Source organism: Lysobacter sp. A286, assembly GCF_054052105.1.
In genome coordinates this window covers 1,675,262-1,689,502 of the sequence record NZ_JBSVRJ010000001.1, presented here as the reverse complement: position 1 = coordinate 1,689,502, position 14,241 = coordinate 1,675,262, and the positions used below count along the sequence as shown (strand labels likewise).

Here is a 14,241-nt window from a genome sequence, read left to right as displayed (position 1 = left end):
CCCTGCCATTGCCACGAGACAAACCATGACCGACAAGAACATCGTCCTCGCATTTTCCGGGGGGCTGGACACCAGTTTCTGCGTGCCATACCTGCAAGAGCAGGGCTACGCCGTGCATACCGTATTCGGTGATACCGGCGGCGTGGACGATGACGAGCGCGCCTTCATCGAGCAACGCGCGGCCGAACTGGGCGTTGCCTCGCACGTCACCGTTGACGGCGGCCCGGCGATCTGGGATGGCTTCGTCAAGCCGTTCGTGTGGGCCGGCGAGGGCTACCAGGGCCAGTACCCGCTGCTGGTGTCGGACCGCTACCTGATCGTCGAGGCCACGCTGGCGCGCGCCGCCGAGCTGGGCACGCGTGTGATCGCGCACGGCTGCACCGGGATGGGCAACGACCAGGTCCGCTTCGATCTGGCGGTCAAGTCGCTGGGCGATTACGAGATCGTTGCGCCGATCCGCGAGATCCAGAAAGAGCACACCCAGGTCCGCGCCTACGAGCAGAAATACCTGGAAGATCGCGGCTTTGGCGTGCGCGCCAAGCAGCAGGCCTACACCATCAACGAGAACCTGCTCGGCCTGACCATGTCCGGCGGCGAGATCGATCGCTGGCAGGCCCCGGGGGAGGGTGCGACCGGCTGGTGCAAGCCGCGCAACGAGTGGCCGGCGCAGCCGTTGCGGGTGACGCTCGGCTTCGAGAACGGCGAGGCGGTCACGCTCGATGGCGAGACGATCGCCGGGCACGTGATACTCGCCAGGCTCAACGCCTTGTTCGCGCAGTACGGCGTCGGCCGCGGCCTATATACCGGTGACACCACCATCGGCCTGAAGGGCCGGATCATCTTCGAGGCGCCGGGCCTGACCGCGTTGCTGGTCGCTCATCGTGCGTTGGAGGAGGCGGTGCTGAGCAAGCAGCAGAACCGCTTCAAACCCGAGGTCGCGCGCAAGTGGGTGGAACTGGTCTACGAGGGCTTCTTCCATGACCCGCTGAAGACCGACCTGGAGGCGTTCCTGGCTTCCAGCCAGTCGACCGTCAACGGCGAAGTGATGCTGGAAACCCACGGTGGCACCGTCAACGCGGTCGCGATCGACTCAAAGCATATCCTCAACGCCAAGGGCGCGACCTACGCGCAGGCCGCCGACTGGGGCGTGGCCGAGGCCGAGGGCTTCATCAAGCTGTTCGGGATGAGCAGCACGCTGTGGGCGGAGGTCAATCGGAAGTGAGCCTGCTCCCCGACATCCTCCGCCACCTTGAAGCCCTGGTGTCATTCGACACCCGCAATCCACCGCGCCGGATCGGTAGCGATGGCATCTTCGACTACCTGCGCGCCCAACTGCCCGATTTCCGCATCGAGGTCACCGACCACGGCGATGGTGCGGTGTCGATGCTGGCGGTGCGCGGCGACCCGCGCCAGCTGTTCAACGTCCACCTGGATACGGTGCCGGACTCACCGGCATGGACCGCCGATCCGCACGTTTTGCGTGTTACCGACGACCGCGCGATCGGTCTGGGTGCCTGCGACATCAAGGGCGCGGCGGCCGGCTTGCTGGCTGCCGCCGCCGTGACCAGGGGCGACGCCGCATTCCTGTTCGGCACCGACGAGGAGGCCAACGACGCGCGCTGCATTCCCGCCTTTCTCGCCAGCGCACATGGCTTTACCGAGGCGATCGTGGCCGAGCCCACCCGCTGCGAAGCAGTGTTGGCCCATCGCGGCATCAGTTCGGTGCTGATGCGGTTCCGAGGCAGTGCCGGCCATGCCTCCGGCGCCAACGCGATGGACGCCAGCGCGTTGCACCAGGCAATGCGTTGGGGCGATCGTGCGCTGGACCTGGTCGAGGCGGAGTCTCACCAGCGTTTCGGTGGCTTGACCGGGTTGCGCTTCAACATCGGTAGAGTCGAGGGCGGGATCAAGGCCAACATGATCGCGCCGAGCGCCGAGGTCCGGTTCGGCTTCCGGCCGCTGCCGTCGATGTCGATCGACGACTTGCACGCCCGGTTCGGCACGCTGGTCGAAGCGGGTGCGGTCGAGCGCTACGAGGAAACCTTCCGCGGTCCGTCGCTGCCCTCCGGCGCGGCTTCTATCGAGGGTGTCGCGACGGCCGAGGATCGCCGGCTGGAGGCCCGCGACCTCGCCGAGGCGCTCGACCTGCCGATCGGCAACGCGGTCGACTTCTGGACCGAGGCTTCGCTGTTCTCCGCCGCCGGCATGACCGCGATTGTCTACGGTCCCGGCGACATCGCCCAGGCGCACACGGCCGACGAATGGGTGGCGCTGGAGCAGTTACAGCGTTATGGCGAGTCGGTTGCCCGGATCCTTGGCGTCGACACGCCCCGATGACCATTCCCCCTACCACCCATGACATCCAGACCCGCCAGACCATCGTGCGGCTGCTCTCCAGCATGGCCAGCGCCAAGGAGATCAGCCAGTACCTCAAGCGCTTCTCGCAGCTCGATGCGGCGCGCTTCGCGGTGGTCAAGGTCGGTGGCGCGGTGTTGCGCGACGACCTCGATGCGCTGACCTCGTCGCTGGCGTTCCTGCAGGACGTCGGCTTGACCCCGATCGTCGTCCACGGCGCCGGTCCGCAACTGGACGAGGCGATGGTCGCCGCCGGCATCGATAAGCAGACCGTCAACGGTCTGCGGGTAACCTCGCCGGAGGCGCTGGCAGTGGTGCGCCGGGTGTTCCACAGCCAAAACCTGAAACTGGTCGAGGCGCTGCAGCGCGGCGACGCACGCGCGACCTCGATCGTGTCGGGCGTGTTCGAGGCCGACTACCTCGACCGCGACACCTACGGGCTGGTGGGCGAGGTCAAGCGGGTCGACCTGGCGCCGATTCAGGCCAGCCTGCAGGCCGGCTCGATCCCGGTGATCGCCAGCCTCGGCGAGACCGTCGGCGGCCAGATCGTCAACATCAACGCCGACTTCGCTGCCAACGAGCTGGTGCAGGTGCTGCAGCCATACAAGATCGTGTTCCTGACCGGTACCGGCGGCTTGCTGGACGCGCAGGGGCGGGTGATCGACTCGATCAACCTGTCGACCGAGTACGAGCAACTGATGTCGCAGCCCTGGGTCAACGGTGGCATGCGGGTCAAGATCGAGCAGATCAAGCAGTTGCTCGACCGGTTGCCATTGTCCTCCTCGGTGTCGATCACCAAGCCGGCCGAGCTAGCCAAGGAACTGTTCACCCACAAGGGCTCGGGAACGCTGGTGCGGCGCGGCGAGCGGGTGCTGCAGGCCGGTGACTGGGACGATCTGGACCTGCCGCGTTTGCGCACGCTGATCGAGTCCGCGTTCGGCCGCCGGCTGGCGCCGGACTACTTCGAGCGCACCGCGCTGCATCGCGCGTATGTCAGCGAGAACTATCGCGCCGCCGTCATCCTCACCGACGTCGATGGCCGTGCCTACCTGGACAAGTTCGCCGTGCTCGACGAGGCGCAGGGCGAGGGACTCGGCCGCGCGGTCTGGCTGCTAATGCGCGAGCAGAACCCAAGGCTGTTCTGGCGCTCTCGCCATGGCAACCCGGTCAATGCCTTCTATTACGCCGAGGCCGATGGTCACTACAAGCAGGAGCAGTGGAAGGTGTTCTGGTACGGACTTGATGATTTCGACGACGTCGCCCGCTGTGTCGCCCACTGCCGCGACCGCGCGCCGACCCTGCTTGACCCATTGGAGGCCGCATGAGCATCTGGCCCCTGCATGGACGGTATTTTCATGACTGAACCATCCATCAAGATAGGCATCGTCGGTGCGCGTGGCCACGTCGGCGTCGAACTGATCCGGCTGGTCGCCGTGCACCCGCGGTTCGAACTGGCCTTTGTTTGCTCGCGCGGACTTGACGGTCAGCGTGTTGCCGACCATGGCGATACCTACACCGGCGATCTTCGCTTCAGTGCGCCGAGCTTCGAGCAACTGCCGACATTGGGTGCTGACGCTGTGGTACTGGCGCTACCCAATGGCAAGGCCGCGTCATGCGTCGAGGCTTTCGACAAGGCGGCCGGCGGCGATGCGGCGGCTGGCCCGGTGATCATCGATCTGTCAGCGGACTATCGCTTTGACGAAGACTGGTATTACGGCTTGCCCGAGCTGACCCGCGATGGCTACCAAGGCCAACGTCGAATCAGCAACCCGGGCTGTTACGCCACCGCGATGCAGTTGGCGATCGCGCCGATGCTCGACGTCCTGGATGGGCCTGTGCAGTGCTTCGGTGTCTCCGGCTATTCCGGTGCAGGCACCACGCCATCGGACAAAAACAACCCGCAGAAACTACGCGACAACCTGATGCCGTACGCGCTGACCGGTCATGTGCACGAGCGCGAAGTGGCGGGTCGCCTCGGTCATCCGATCGAGTTCATGCCGCACGTGGCGCCGCATTTCCGCGGCATCACGATCACCGCCAACCTGCATCTGGCACAGGCGTTCGATCGCGATGAAGTGATCGAGCGCTACCGCCAGCGCTATGCCAATGAACCGCTGGTGCGCGTGCTCGACGAAGCACCATGGGTCAGCGCGATCGCCGGCGCGCATCATGTGGAGGTGGGCGGGTTTACCCTGTCCGACGATGGGCGACGGCTGGTGGTGGTCGCGACCGAAGACAACCTGCTCAAGGGCGCTGCGACGCAGGCGCTGCAGAACCTCAACCGGGCGTTCGGCTTGCCCGAGTTGAGCGGAATTCCAGGGTAGGGCGGGTTGAAACCCGCCCTACAGACCCCTCCGATCTACGGTAACGACATCATGACTGACCTCCTCTGGCAAAAGCCCGGCGTCAAGGTCGACCAGCGCATCCAGCAGTTCTGCGCCGGCGACGACGTTATCCTCGACCGCGAGTTCTTCGGGTTCGATATCCAGGCCAGCGTCGCGCATGCCGAAGGCCTGCAGCAGATCGGGATCCTCGACGCGGATGAACTGGCCGGGATCATCCGCGAACTTGATGTGCTGGCGAAGGATTTCGAGGGCGGAGGGTTCGTGCTCGACGCCAACTACGAGGACGGTCATTCCGCGATCGAGGCGCGCCTGATAGAACGGCTTGGGGATGCCGGCCGCAAGATCCACACTGGCCGTTCCCGCAATGACCAGGTATTGGTCGCGACCCGTCTGTGGCTGAAGGATCGGCTACTCAAGTTGAATGCGCTGTGCCGTGAAAGCGCCGAAGTCGCGCTCGCCCGAGCCGAGGCCGAGGCCTCGTTGCCGCTGCCTGGCTACACCCACCTGCAACGCGCAGTGGTGTCGTCGGTCGGGATGTGGTGGTCGGCGTGGGCCGAGGGCTTCATAGATGACGCGACGCGCGCGCGCGACACCTTGGACTGGGTCGATGCCAACCCGCTCGGCAGCGCCGCAGGTTATGGCGTCAACCTTCCGCTGGCGCGCGAGTACACCACCGACGCGCTGGGCTTCGGCCGGATGCAGGTGTCGGCGGCCTACGCCCAGCTATCGCGTGGCAAGTTCGAGATGGCCGCGATCGAAGCGCTGGGGTCTGCGCTGCTCGACCTGCGTCGATTGGCCTGGGACCTGAGCCTGTTCACCAGTGCCGAATTCGGCTTCGTCGCGCTGCCGGCGCAGTACACCACCGGCAGTTCGATCATGCCGAACAAGCGCAACCCGGACGTCATCGAGTTGATGCGCGCCAGCTACGCCAGCGTTGCGGCCGGGCGAACCGAGGTCGAACAGCTGCTGTCGCTGCCGTCGGGTTACCACCGTGACCTGCAGTTCACCAAGGGTGCGATCTTCCATGCTTTCGGTCGTGGCCTGGGGGCATTGGAATTGCTGCCCGACCTGCTGCGTAACCTGGAGTGGAAACCAGACGCCATGCGCGCAGCATTGGAGCCGTCGATGTACGCGACCGATCTGGCGGTTGAACTCGCCCGCGACGGCGTGCCGTTCCGCAATGCCTACCAGCAGGCCGCCGATCCGACTCGCTGGGTTCACGGCGATCCGGACGCGAGCCTTGCGGCCCGCGTGTCGCCGGGTGCTGCTGGCGACCTGCGTTTGCAGCTGCTGCAAGAGCGGTTGCAACAACTGCCGTAGTGAGCGTGTCCCACTCCACGATGAACCGCCGGCTGGGGTCGGCGTGGCGGAAGTGTTAGGCTCCTCGGCTTAGCGGATCCGGTTTTCCGGCGTCACCACGACGTTCCGATGTTCGGATTCGCATTTCTTCCCCGGCCCGCTGGTCGGGGGCGATGGCACCGCAAGGTCGCCTTCCGCAGAGCTGCTCCCCGTGCAGGCAATACCCGCTCCATGCGGGTTGGATGATTGCGGGAGTACCTGATTCGTCGATGCCTTGCTGTCTGGCGATGTTGAAGCCAGCCGCGTTGTCGCGTCCATCGCCAGCTCGCGAACATTCCATTGGAGAGCCACCCAAAACGATGACTTCGATATTCCCCGAACAACCACTACCCCCCTGGCAGCGCGCCGTGATCAAGGTCGGCAGCAGTCTCCTGACCGATGGCAAGGGCGGGTTGGGCAAGCGCAATGCCGCCGCGCTGGCCGGGTTGATTGCCCGCTTTCGTGACCAGGGGCGCGAGGTGCTTCTGGTCTCGTCCGGTGCCGTCTCCGCCGGCCGTGGCTTGCTGGCCAACCACGGCATGGGCGTGACCCAACGCCAGGCGTTGGCCGCGATCGGGCAGACCCCGATGCTGGCGTTGTGGCAAGGCCTGGTCGAGCAGCCCGTTGCCCAGGTGCTGCTCAGCCACGACGACTTGTGCAACCGACGCCGTTACCTCAATGCCCAGGCCACGTTGCGCGAGCTGTTGCGCATCGGCGCGCTGCCGATCGTCAACGAGAACGACACCGTTGCCATCGACGAGCTGAAACTGGGCGACAACGACAACCTGGCCGCCGTGGTGGCGACCCTGGTCGAGGCCGACATCCTGTTGATCGCCACCGATACCGGCGGGCTCTACACCGCGCATCCAGGTGAGGACGCCAGCGCACGGCCGGTACCGCGGATCGAGGAGATCACGCCCGACATCATGCGCATGGCCCAGGGTGGGGCGGGTTTGCTGGGCACCGGTGGCATGTACACCAAGCTGGAAGCGGCGACCAAGACCGCCGCTGCGGGCATCGCGACCGCGCTGTTCTGCGGCCACGATGCCCAGACCATTTCGGCGCTCGGCGAAGACCGCCTGCACGGCACTTTCATCCCGGCCCATGGCGATCGACTGGTCGCACGCAAGATGTGGCTGCGACACACTCCGCCCAGTGGTGGCGTGGTGCGGGTAGACGCCGGTGCCGTGCAGGCGCTGTCGAAGAACGGTGCTTCGTTGCTGCCCGGTGGAGTGGTGGCGGTTGAAGGTGATTTTTCGCGCTCGGCAATGGTCGATGTGCTGCCCGCGACCGGCCAACGCCGCCTCGCGCGCGGACTGGTCCAGTACCAGTCCAGCGACCTGGAGCGCATCGCCGGGCATCACAGCCGTGATATCGAGCCGATGCTGGGCTTCAATAACGGCCATTCGGTCATCCGCCGCGACGATCTGGTGCTGTTGAGCGCCGCCGCGGCGGTCGGAACCTGTGAATAATTCAAGGAGTAAAGTCATGAGTGGAACAGCCATGAGTGGATATGTCCGCAAACTCGCCGAGCGCGCACGCGCCGCCTCCCAGGTCATTGCCAGCCTCGATTCCGCCCAACGGGTGGTGTTGCTGGACGCCATGGCCGACGCGGTTGCGGCCGGCAGCGATGACATCCTCAAGGCCAACCGCGCCGATATGCAGCGCGCGGAAGCAGCAGGGACCACCGGTGCGATGCTGGATCGCCTGCGCCTGGATGACGAGCGTATCGCCGGCATCGTCACCGCGATCCGCGAGATCGCCCAGCTGCCCGATCCGGTTGGCCAAGTGACTCGCAGCGAAACCCGCCCGAACGGCCTGCTGGTCGAGAAGGTGCGTATCCCGCTGGGGTTAATCGCAATGATCTACGAAGCCCGCCCGAACGTGACCGCCGATGCTGCCGCGCTGTGCCTGCGCGCGGGCAACGCGGTGCTGCTGCGTGGTGGCTCGGAGGCGCGCGACAGCAATATCGCAATTGCCGCCTGCCTGCATCGCGCGCTGCGCCAGCAAGGCCTGCCGGCCGAAGCGGTGGCGCTGGTCGAGGACACGGCTCGCGAGCACGTGTTGGAGCTGCTGCAGCTCAGCGACCTGATTGACCTGGCGATTCCACGTGGTGGCGAGAAGCTGATCCGCTTCGTGGCCGAGAACGCCCGGGTCCCGGTGATCAAGCATTACAAGGGCGTGTGCCACCTGTATGTGGATCGCGCCGCGGACCTGGACCTGGCCGTGAAGCTGGCGATCGACGGCAAGCTCTCGCGCCCCGGCGTCTGCAATGCACTGGAGACGATGCTGGTCCACGCCGATGTCGCCGAAAAATGGCTGCCCGGTGCGTTGGCCGAGTTGACCGCCCGTGGCGCCGAGATCCGCGGCTGCGAACGGACCCGGGCGCTGTTCCCCGATGCCGTGCCCGCGACCCCGGAGGATTACGACGCCGAGTACCTGTCGCCCATCCTGAGCGTGCGGGTGGTGGACTCCATCGACGAGGCGATCACCCACATCCAGCGCCACACGTCCGACCATACCGAGGTCATCGTCAGCACCGATGCTGCGGCGTGCGATCGCTTCGTCCGCGAGATCCGCAGCTCGGCGGTAGTGGTCAATGCGTCATCGCGCTTCAACGACGGTGGTGCGTTGGGCCTGGGTGCCGAGATCGGCATCTCCACCACCCGGCTGCATGCCTACGGGCCGATGGGGCTGGAGTCGCTGACGATCGAGCGCTATGTCGTCCGCGGCGATGGCCAGACTCGCCACGAGGATGTACCCAAGGTTGCTGCTTGACGATCAACCATGAGCGATGACGAAATCCATTCAATGGATGTGGTCAACAGGTAATTTCAAATAGGTTTATACGAGGCGACTGGTTATCCTGACGCGAATTATTCGGATCCGCCGTCAGGGTAACCATGACCACGCAAGCCGCCAGCTCCGACAACATCGCCACCAATGCTGCTCCGCCACCGGCCACGGGTCTGTGGCCGGGCTTGTTGCTGTCGGTGGTGATTTCCGTGGTGGCGTTTGGCCTGGGCCAATGGCTGCCGCTGGTGGGCGGGCCGGTATTCGGCATCATCCTGGGCGTGCTGGTGAGCAACCTGGGCGCGCCACCGCCGGCCGCCTGCCAGCCCGGCATCCGGTTTGCCGGCAAGAAGATCCTGCAGTGGTCGATTGTTGCGCTCGGGCTTGGCTTGAGCCTTGCCCAAGTGGCGCAGACCGGGATGGAGTCGCTGTCGGTCACTGTTGTCAGTGTCATCGCGGCTTTCGTCTCGGCGCTGCTGCTGGGTCGGCTGCTGGGCATTCCATCGAAGCTGAAGATGTTGATCGGTGCCGGCACCGCGATCTGCGGTGGTTCGGCGATCGCCGCAGTGACGCCGATCATCAAGGCCGACGAGCACGAAACCGCGTTCGCCATCTCCACCATCTTCCTGTTCAACCTGGTGGCCGTGCTGGTGTTCCCCGCGTTGGGACACTGGATGCAGATGAGTCCAGAGGGGTTTGGCCTGTGGGCCGGGACCGCGATCAACGACACCTCGTCGGTGGTCGCCGCCGGCTATAGCTACGGCCAGGTGGCGGGCGACTACGCAACTATCGTCAAGCTGACCCGGGCCACCCTGATCATTCCGCTGTGCCTGGTATTGGCGGCAATCGAGGCATGGCGCCACAAGCAGCAGGGCGGCGGCGACTTCGACCTGCGCAAGGTGATTCCCTGGTTCATCGTGTGGTTCATGGTGGCGTCGGCCGTGCGCACGATGGGATGGATTCCGGAAGCGTGGCAGCCGGCGATCCATGACGGCGCCGAGTTCCTGATCATCATCGCGCTGACCGCCATAGGCCTGTCGGCCAACCTGCGCCGCATGGCGGCCACCGGCTGGCGGCCGATAGGGCTGGGGTTCGGGGTCTGGGTCGCCGTGGCGCTGTCCAGTCTGGCCACGCAGCAGGTCATCGGCAGCTGGTGAGCGCGGCGGCTGCAGGGACTGCGCACGCGCTACCCGCGTCGGGCTGTGCCTAAGCCGCTAAACGTCACTGGTAAGGAGCTCGTTCATGAAAGCAAGATTCTCATACCTACTGCTGTTTCTTCTTCCCATCGTCATGGTCGCGATCATTGTCACGGTGTTCGCAGGGGGTGCGAGCGCCGGCATCCTCTGGCTATACGTCTATGGGGACAACGTCTGGCCTCAATCAGCGAACAATGTGTTTATGGCAGTGATCGTGGTGGTATTTTCGGCAACCCTGATCACCCTCTGCCTTGCCAGCTATGCTTTCGGCAAGAAAAGGGAGTCTTGTGGTGGGCTGAAGGGGTCGCATGTGGCGTTGGCGGTGGGCGCCTCAATACTGATGCCAGGGCTGGGACTTCTTCATCAGCTGAGTGTAGGAAACATTGGACCACAGACAGATAACGTCATCTGCTCCCATTTCTGCCTCACGAAAGATTTCCGCGGCAGCAGGATACCGAGCGACGGCACATGCCGTTGCCTTGGCACGGATGGCAGCGCAGCATTGAACGTCTCGATAGAAAGCATACGTGCCAAGAAATAATGACGGTTACAAATAGCTCAAGCCAAGACCGCCAACCAACGACGTGTTAGGGGAAGCTTTGCACTATGGGGACGCGAGAAAAGCGAAAAAGCCCGAAAAGCTTTTGCTTTTCAGGCTCTTGCGTCAATACCAGTTGGTCGGGGAGACAGGATTCGAACCTGCGACTTCTACGTCCCGAACGTAGCGCTCTACCAGGCTGAGCTACACCCCGACTGCAGAGCCGCAAATTGTAGGACCGTGGCCGGTAGTACGCAAGGGGCAAGTGCCGCTGCAGGCGGAAAGAGAGCCGGCCCGCTAAACTGTGAGCTGAACCTTTTCACGCCCGTCATCATCAGGAGTCTTGCTTGATCAAGCCGCGCACGCCGCCCGGGGTCATGGAGCTGTTGCCCCCCGACCAGATCGCCTTCCAGCGCATGCTGGACACGATCCGCCGCAATTTCGAGCGATTTGGCTTCCTGCCGGTGGAGACGCCGGTGATGGAACTGTCGGAGGTGCTGCTGACCAAGTCGGGCGGCGAAACCGAGCGGCAGGTGTACTTCGTGCAATCGACCGGTGCGCTGGAGAAGAGCGCCGGGAGCTTGCCCGAGATGGCGCTGCGCTTCGACCTGACCGTGCCGCTGGCACGTTATGTCGCTGAACACGAGCACGACCTGGCGTTCCCGTTCCGGCGTTACCAGATGCAGCGGGTGTACCGCGGTGAGCGGGCCCAGCGTGGACGCTTCCGCGAGTTCTACCAGTGCGATATCGACGTAATCGGCAAGGACACGCTGAGCGTGCGTTTTGACGCGGAGATGCCGGCGGTGATCCACGCGGTGTTCTCGGCGCTGGCAATCGGCAAGTTCACCATCCAGCTCAACAACCGCAAGTTGATGCGCGGCTTTTTCGAGGCACAGGGCGTGGCCGATGGCGAGCTGCAGGCGCGGGTGCTGCGCGAGGTCGACAAGCTCGACAAGCGTGGTCCGGATCATGTGCGCGAGACGCTGACGGGCGAGGGTTTTGGCCTGTCTACGGAGGCGGTCGATACGATCCTGGATTTCGTCAAGGTGCGCTCGACTTCCCATGCCGATGCGCTGGCGCAGCTGGACGCATTGGGCGAGGGCAACGACTCGCTGCGCGAAGGTCGTGAGGAGTTGCGCGAGGTGCTCGGGCTGGTTCGCGCGATGGGCGTGCCCGAATCCGATTACGCGCTGAACTTCTCGATTGCGCGCGGGCTGGATTACTACACCGGCACCGTGTACGAGACGACGCTGGATGACTATCCGCAGATCGGCTCGATCTGCTCGGGCGGGCGTTACGACAACCTCGCCAGCCAGTACAGCAAGTCGAAGTTGCCGGGCGTGGGGATCTCGATCGGTCTGACCCGGCTGTTCTGGCAATTGCGTGATGCGGGTCTTGTCGACAGTGCGGCCAGCACGGTGCAGGTGCTGGTGACCCAGATGGACGCGGACTCGTTGCCGCATTGCCTGGCCGTGGCCCACGAGTTGCGACAGGCGGGGTTCAATACCGAGGTGGTGATGGAATCGTCGAAGCTGGCAAAGCAGTTCAAGTACGCGGATCGGTCCGGCATCCGTTTCGTGGTGGTGTTGGGCGCGGACGAGATCGCCAAGGACACCGTGACGATCAAGGACCTGCGGCGCGCCGACCAGTTCGAGGTGGCGCGCACGGATCTGGCCCGCAGGCTTCGGGTCGAACTGGCGCAACCGGAGGTGCAGCCATGAAGCCGGTATGCCTGGATGGTCGTTCGCTGACACGTGCCGGACTGGTTGCCGTCGCCCATGGTGCACAGGTCGAGCTGGCCGCGGAGCAGTTGCCTGCGGTGGCCCGTGCGGCCGACTTCCTGGCCGAACAGGTGCGCCGGGAGGAGCCGATCTATGGGGTGTCCACCGGGTTCGGCAGCAATGCCGACCGCCTGTTGGGCGCACATCGGGTGCGCGAGGCATTGCCCGGCGAGGAGCCGACTGGCGAGACGCTGCATGCGGAACTGCAGCGCAACCTGATCGTCACCCATGCCGTCTGCGTGGGCGAGCCATTCGCGCCGGAAGTCGTGCGCGCGATGCTGTGCATCCGGATCAACACGTTGATGCGCGGGCACTCGGGTATCCGGGTGCAGACCTTGCAGGCGCTGGTGTCGATGCTCAATGCCGGGATCGTGCCGGTGGTGCCGCAGTTGGGCTCGGTGGGCGCTTCGGGCGATCTGGCACCGCTGTCGCACCTGGCCATCGTTCTGCTCGGTGGTGGCGAGGCGTTCTACCAGGGCGAGCGCGTCGGCGGTGCAGAGGCATTGGAGCGCGCTGGCCTGGAGCCGGTCACGCTGTCCTACAAGGAAGGTCTGGCGCTCAACAACGGCACCGCGCAGATGCTGGCCTGCGGCGTGCTCGCGCTGTCGAAGCTGGAAGACCTGCTGGACACCGCCGACCTCGCCGCGGCAATGACGATCGATGCGTTTGCTGGCCGCCTGGGCGCGTTCGCCGAGGAAGTCCACGCCTTGCGTCCGCATCCGGGGCAGGTCGAGGTCGCGGCCCATTTGCGCCGGCTGCTGGATGGCTCGACCCTGGCCGATATTCCGTATCACCTCGTGCCGCGGTTCAAGCCGTGGTCACCGCGCGCTTGGGACACGCCCGACGCGCAGGCACTGCGTTTCGATATCGGTTGGGACTGGGTGCCGCTGGACCAGCGCCACGGCCGGGAAAAGTTCTACACCCGGTTCCGTCCGTTCCGCGGCGGCAAGAAGCACCAGCCGCAGGACAGTTATTCCTTGCGCTGCATCCCGCAGGTGCACGGCGCGGTGCGCGACGCGGTCGCGCAAGCCGCGCGGGTGCTGGAAATCGAGCTCAATGCGTTGACCGACAACCCGATCGTGTTCCCGGATGCGAAGGCGGAGCACGTCGAGCAACAGGTGATCTCTGCCGGGCACTTCCACGGCATGCCGCTGGCGCTGGTGATGAGCTATGTGAAGGCATCCATCCCGGTGTTGGCGAGCATCTCCGAGCGCCGCCTCAACAAGCTGGTTGACCCGGCCACCAACGACGGCCTGCCGGGTTTCCTGATCGGTAACGAGGATGCAACCGAGTCGGGCTTCATGATTGTCCAGTACACCGCCGCGGCGATCGTCAATGACCTGACCAGCCGCGCCATGCCGGCGTCGGTGTACTCCATTCCGACCAGCGCCAATGCCGAGGACCATGTCTCAATGGGAGCCAACGAGGCGCGTCATGTGCTGGCGATGGCGGACGACCTGGGCAAGGTGCTTGGGTTGGAGCTGTTCACCGCCGCGCAGGCGCTGGACCTGCGCTTGGGCATGATCAACGCCGCCTGCGAGTTGGCGCGCCGCGGCGACGCTGCCGCGCTGGCAACCAAGGTCCAGGGCGGGCCTCGCGACGACGGCGACCAAGCCGAATTTCTCAACGAGGTCGAGGCGCTGCGCGTGCAGTTGGTCGAGGCCGAAGCGTTCCGTCCCGGCAACGCGGTGGCGGCAGCGCATGCTGCAATTCGCGCACGTATTCCGTTCCTGGAACGTGACCGGGCGCTGGACGGTGATGTGGCTGCAGCCGTTCAGCTGGTCGTCGATGGCGACGTGCTGACGGCGGCGCGCACGCTCTAGGGAAGCTCTGATCAGTTCAGCGGCTTAGCGTCCATGGATCCCCGCCTTCGCGGGGATGACGGTTTATTGTGG

At 65.0% G+C, this 14,241-nt stretch carries 11 protein-coding genes and 1 tRNA gene; 11 read left to right on the top strand and 1 reads right to left on the bottom strand.

The genetic code is table 11. The features are described from left to right. Positions 1 to 25: 25 nt before the first annotated feature. From ACW7G0_RS07790 to ACW7G0_RS07750, 9 genes are all read left to right on the top strand, one after another. Positions 26 to 1,222 (top strand): argininosuccinate synthase, encoded by a 1,197-nt coding sequence (locus tag ACW7G0_RS07790; protein ID WP_456988845.1) that lies wholly within the window; start codon positions 26 to 28, stop codon positions 1,220 to 1,222. After that, a complete protein-coding gene (locus tag ACW7G0_RS07785) occupies positions 1,219 to 2,337 on the top strand; it encodes an acetylornithine deacetylase (protein ID WP_456988843.1) in 1,119 nt (372 codons plus the stop codon). Before ACW7G0_RS07790 ends, ACW7G0_RS07785 begins: the two co-directional genes overlap by 4 nt. Then, positions 2,334 to 3,680, top strand: a complete 1,347-nt coding sequence (locus ACW7G0_RS07780) for an acetylglutamate kinase (protein ID WP_456988841.1) — start codon at positions 2,334 to 2,336, stop codon at positions 3,678 to 3,680. The genes ACW7G0_RS07785 and ACW7G0_RS07780 overlap by 4 nt, the downstream gene beginning before the upstream one ends. A 30-nt stretch (positions 3,681 to 3,710) precedes the next feature. After that, the gene (gene argC / locus ACW7G0_RS07775) at positions 3,711 to 4,679 is read left to right on the top strand and encodes an N-acetyl-gamma-glutamyl-phosphate reductase (RefSeq protein ID WP_456988839.1); all 969 of its coding nucleotides are present in this window, start codon (positions 3,711 to 3,713) and stop codon (positions 4,677 to 4,679) included. Between the two features lie 51 nt (positions 4,680 to 4,730). Continuing rightward, the gene (gene argH / locus ACW7G0_RS07770) at positions 4,731 to 6,020 is read left to right on the top strand and encodes an argininosuccinate lyase (protein WP_456988837.1); all 1,290 of its coding nucleotides are present in this window, start codon (positions 4,731 to 4,733) and stop codon (positions 6,018 to 6,020) included. A gap of 338 nt (positions 6,021 to 6,358) precedes the next feature. Then, entirely contained in the window at positions 6,359 to 7,510 is a 1,152-nt protein-coding gene (gene proB, locus ACW7G0_RS07765; RefSeq protein WP_456961164.1) for a glutamate 5-kinase, read from the top strand. Between the two features lie 16 nt (positions 7,511 to 7,526). Then, positions 7,527 to 8,816 (top strand): glutamate-5-semialdehyde dehydrogenase, encoded by a 1,290-nt coding sequence (locus ACW7G0_RS07760; RefSeq protein WP_456988835.1) that lies wholly within the window; start codon positions 7,527 to 7,529, stop codon positions 8,814 to 8,816. 125 nt (positions 8,817 to 8,941) lie between these two features. Then, positions 8,942 to 9,988, top strand: a complete 1,047-nt coding sequence (locus tag ACW7G0_RS07755) for a YeiH family protein (protein WP_456988833.1) — start codon at positions 8,942 to 8,944, stop codon at positions 9,986 to 9,988. Between the two features lie 85 nt (positions 9,989 to 10,073). Further along, entirely contained in the window at positions 10,074 to 10,568 is a 495-nt protein-coding gene (locus tag ACW7G0_RS07750) for a hypothetical protein (RefSeq protein ID WP_456988831.1), read from the top strand. Positions 10,569 to 10,702: 134 nt separating this feature from the next. On the opposite strand, the gene ACW7G0_RS07745 is transcribed toward ACW7G0_RS07750, so the two are convergent. Further along, a tRNA-Pro gene (locus ACW7G0_RS07745) sits at positions 10,703 to 10,779 on the bottom strand. Positions 10,780 to 10,912: 133 nt separating this feature from the next. Between ACW7G0_RS07745 and hisS the strand changes: the two genes are divergently transcribed. After that, the gene (hisS, locus tag ACW7G0_RS07740) at positions 10,913 to 12,286 is read left to right on the top strand and encodes a histidine--tRNA ligase (RefSeq protein ID WP_456988829.1); all 1,374 of its coding nucleotides are present in this window, start codon (positions 10,913 to 10,915) and stop codon (positions 12,284 to 12,286) included. Continuing rightward, entirely contained in the window at positions 12,283 to 14,169 is a 1,887-nt protein-coding gene (locus ACW7G0_RS07735) for an HAL/PAL/TAL family ammonia-lyase (RefSeq protein ID WP_456988827.1), read from the top strand. Before hisS ends, ACW7G0_RS07735 begins: the two co-directional genes overlap by 4 nt. The last annotated feature ends 72 nt before the right edge of the window (positions 14,170 to 14,241 follow it).

Bases quoted from the DNA above. Each gene is read 5' to 3' on its own strand.
- ACW7G0_RS07790 (WP_456988845.1), top strand. From the start codon at position 26: ATGACCGACAAGAACATCGTCCTCGCATTTTCCGGGGGGCTGGACACC.
- ACW7G0_RS07780 (WP_456988841.1), top strand. From the start codon at position 2,334: ATGACCATTCCCCCTACCACCCATGACATCCAGACCCGCCAGACCATC.
- argC (WP_456988839.1), top strand. From the start codon at position 3,711: ATGACTGAACCATCCATCAAGATAGGCATCGTCGGTGCGCGTGGCCAC.
- argH (WP_456988837.1), top strand. From the start codon at position 4,731: ATGACTGACCTCCTCTGGCAAAAGCCCGGCGTCAAGGTCGACCAGCGC.
- proB (WP_456961164.1), top strand. From the start codon at position 6,359: ATGACTTCGATATTCCCCGAACAACCACTACCCCCCTGGCAGCGCGCC.
- ACW7G0_RS07760 (WP_456988835.1), top strand. From the start codon at position 7,527: ATGAGTGGAACAGCCATGAGTGGATATGTCCGCAAACTCGCCGAGCGC.
- ACW7G0_RS07755 (WP_456988833.1), top strand. From the start codon at position 8,942: ATGACCACGCAAGCCGCCAGCTCCGACAACATCGCCACCAATGCTGCT.
- ACW7G0_RS07750 (WP_456988831.1), top strand. From the start codon at position 10,074: ATGAAAGCAAGATTCTCATACCTACTGCTGTTTCTTCTTCCCATCGTC.
- ACW7G0_RS07735 (WP_456988827.1), top strand. From the start codon at position 12,283: ATGAAGCCGGTATGCCTGGATGGTCGTTCGCTGACACGTGCCGGACTG.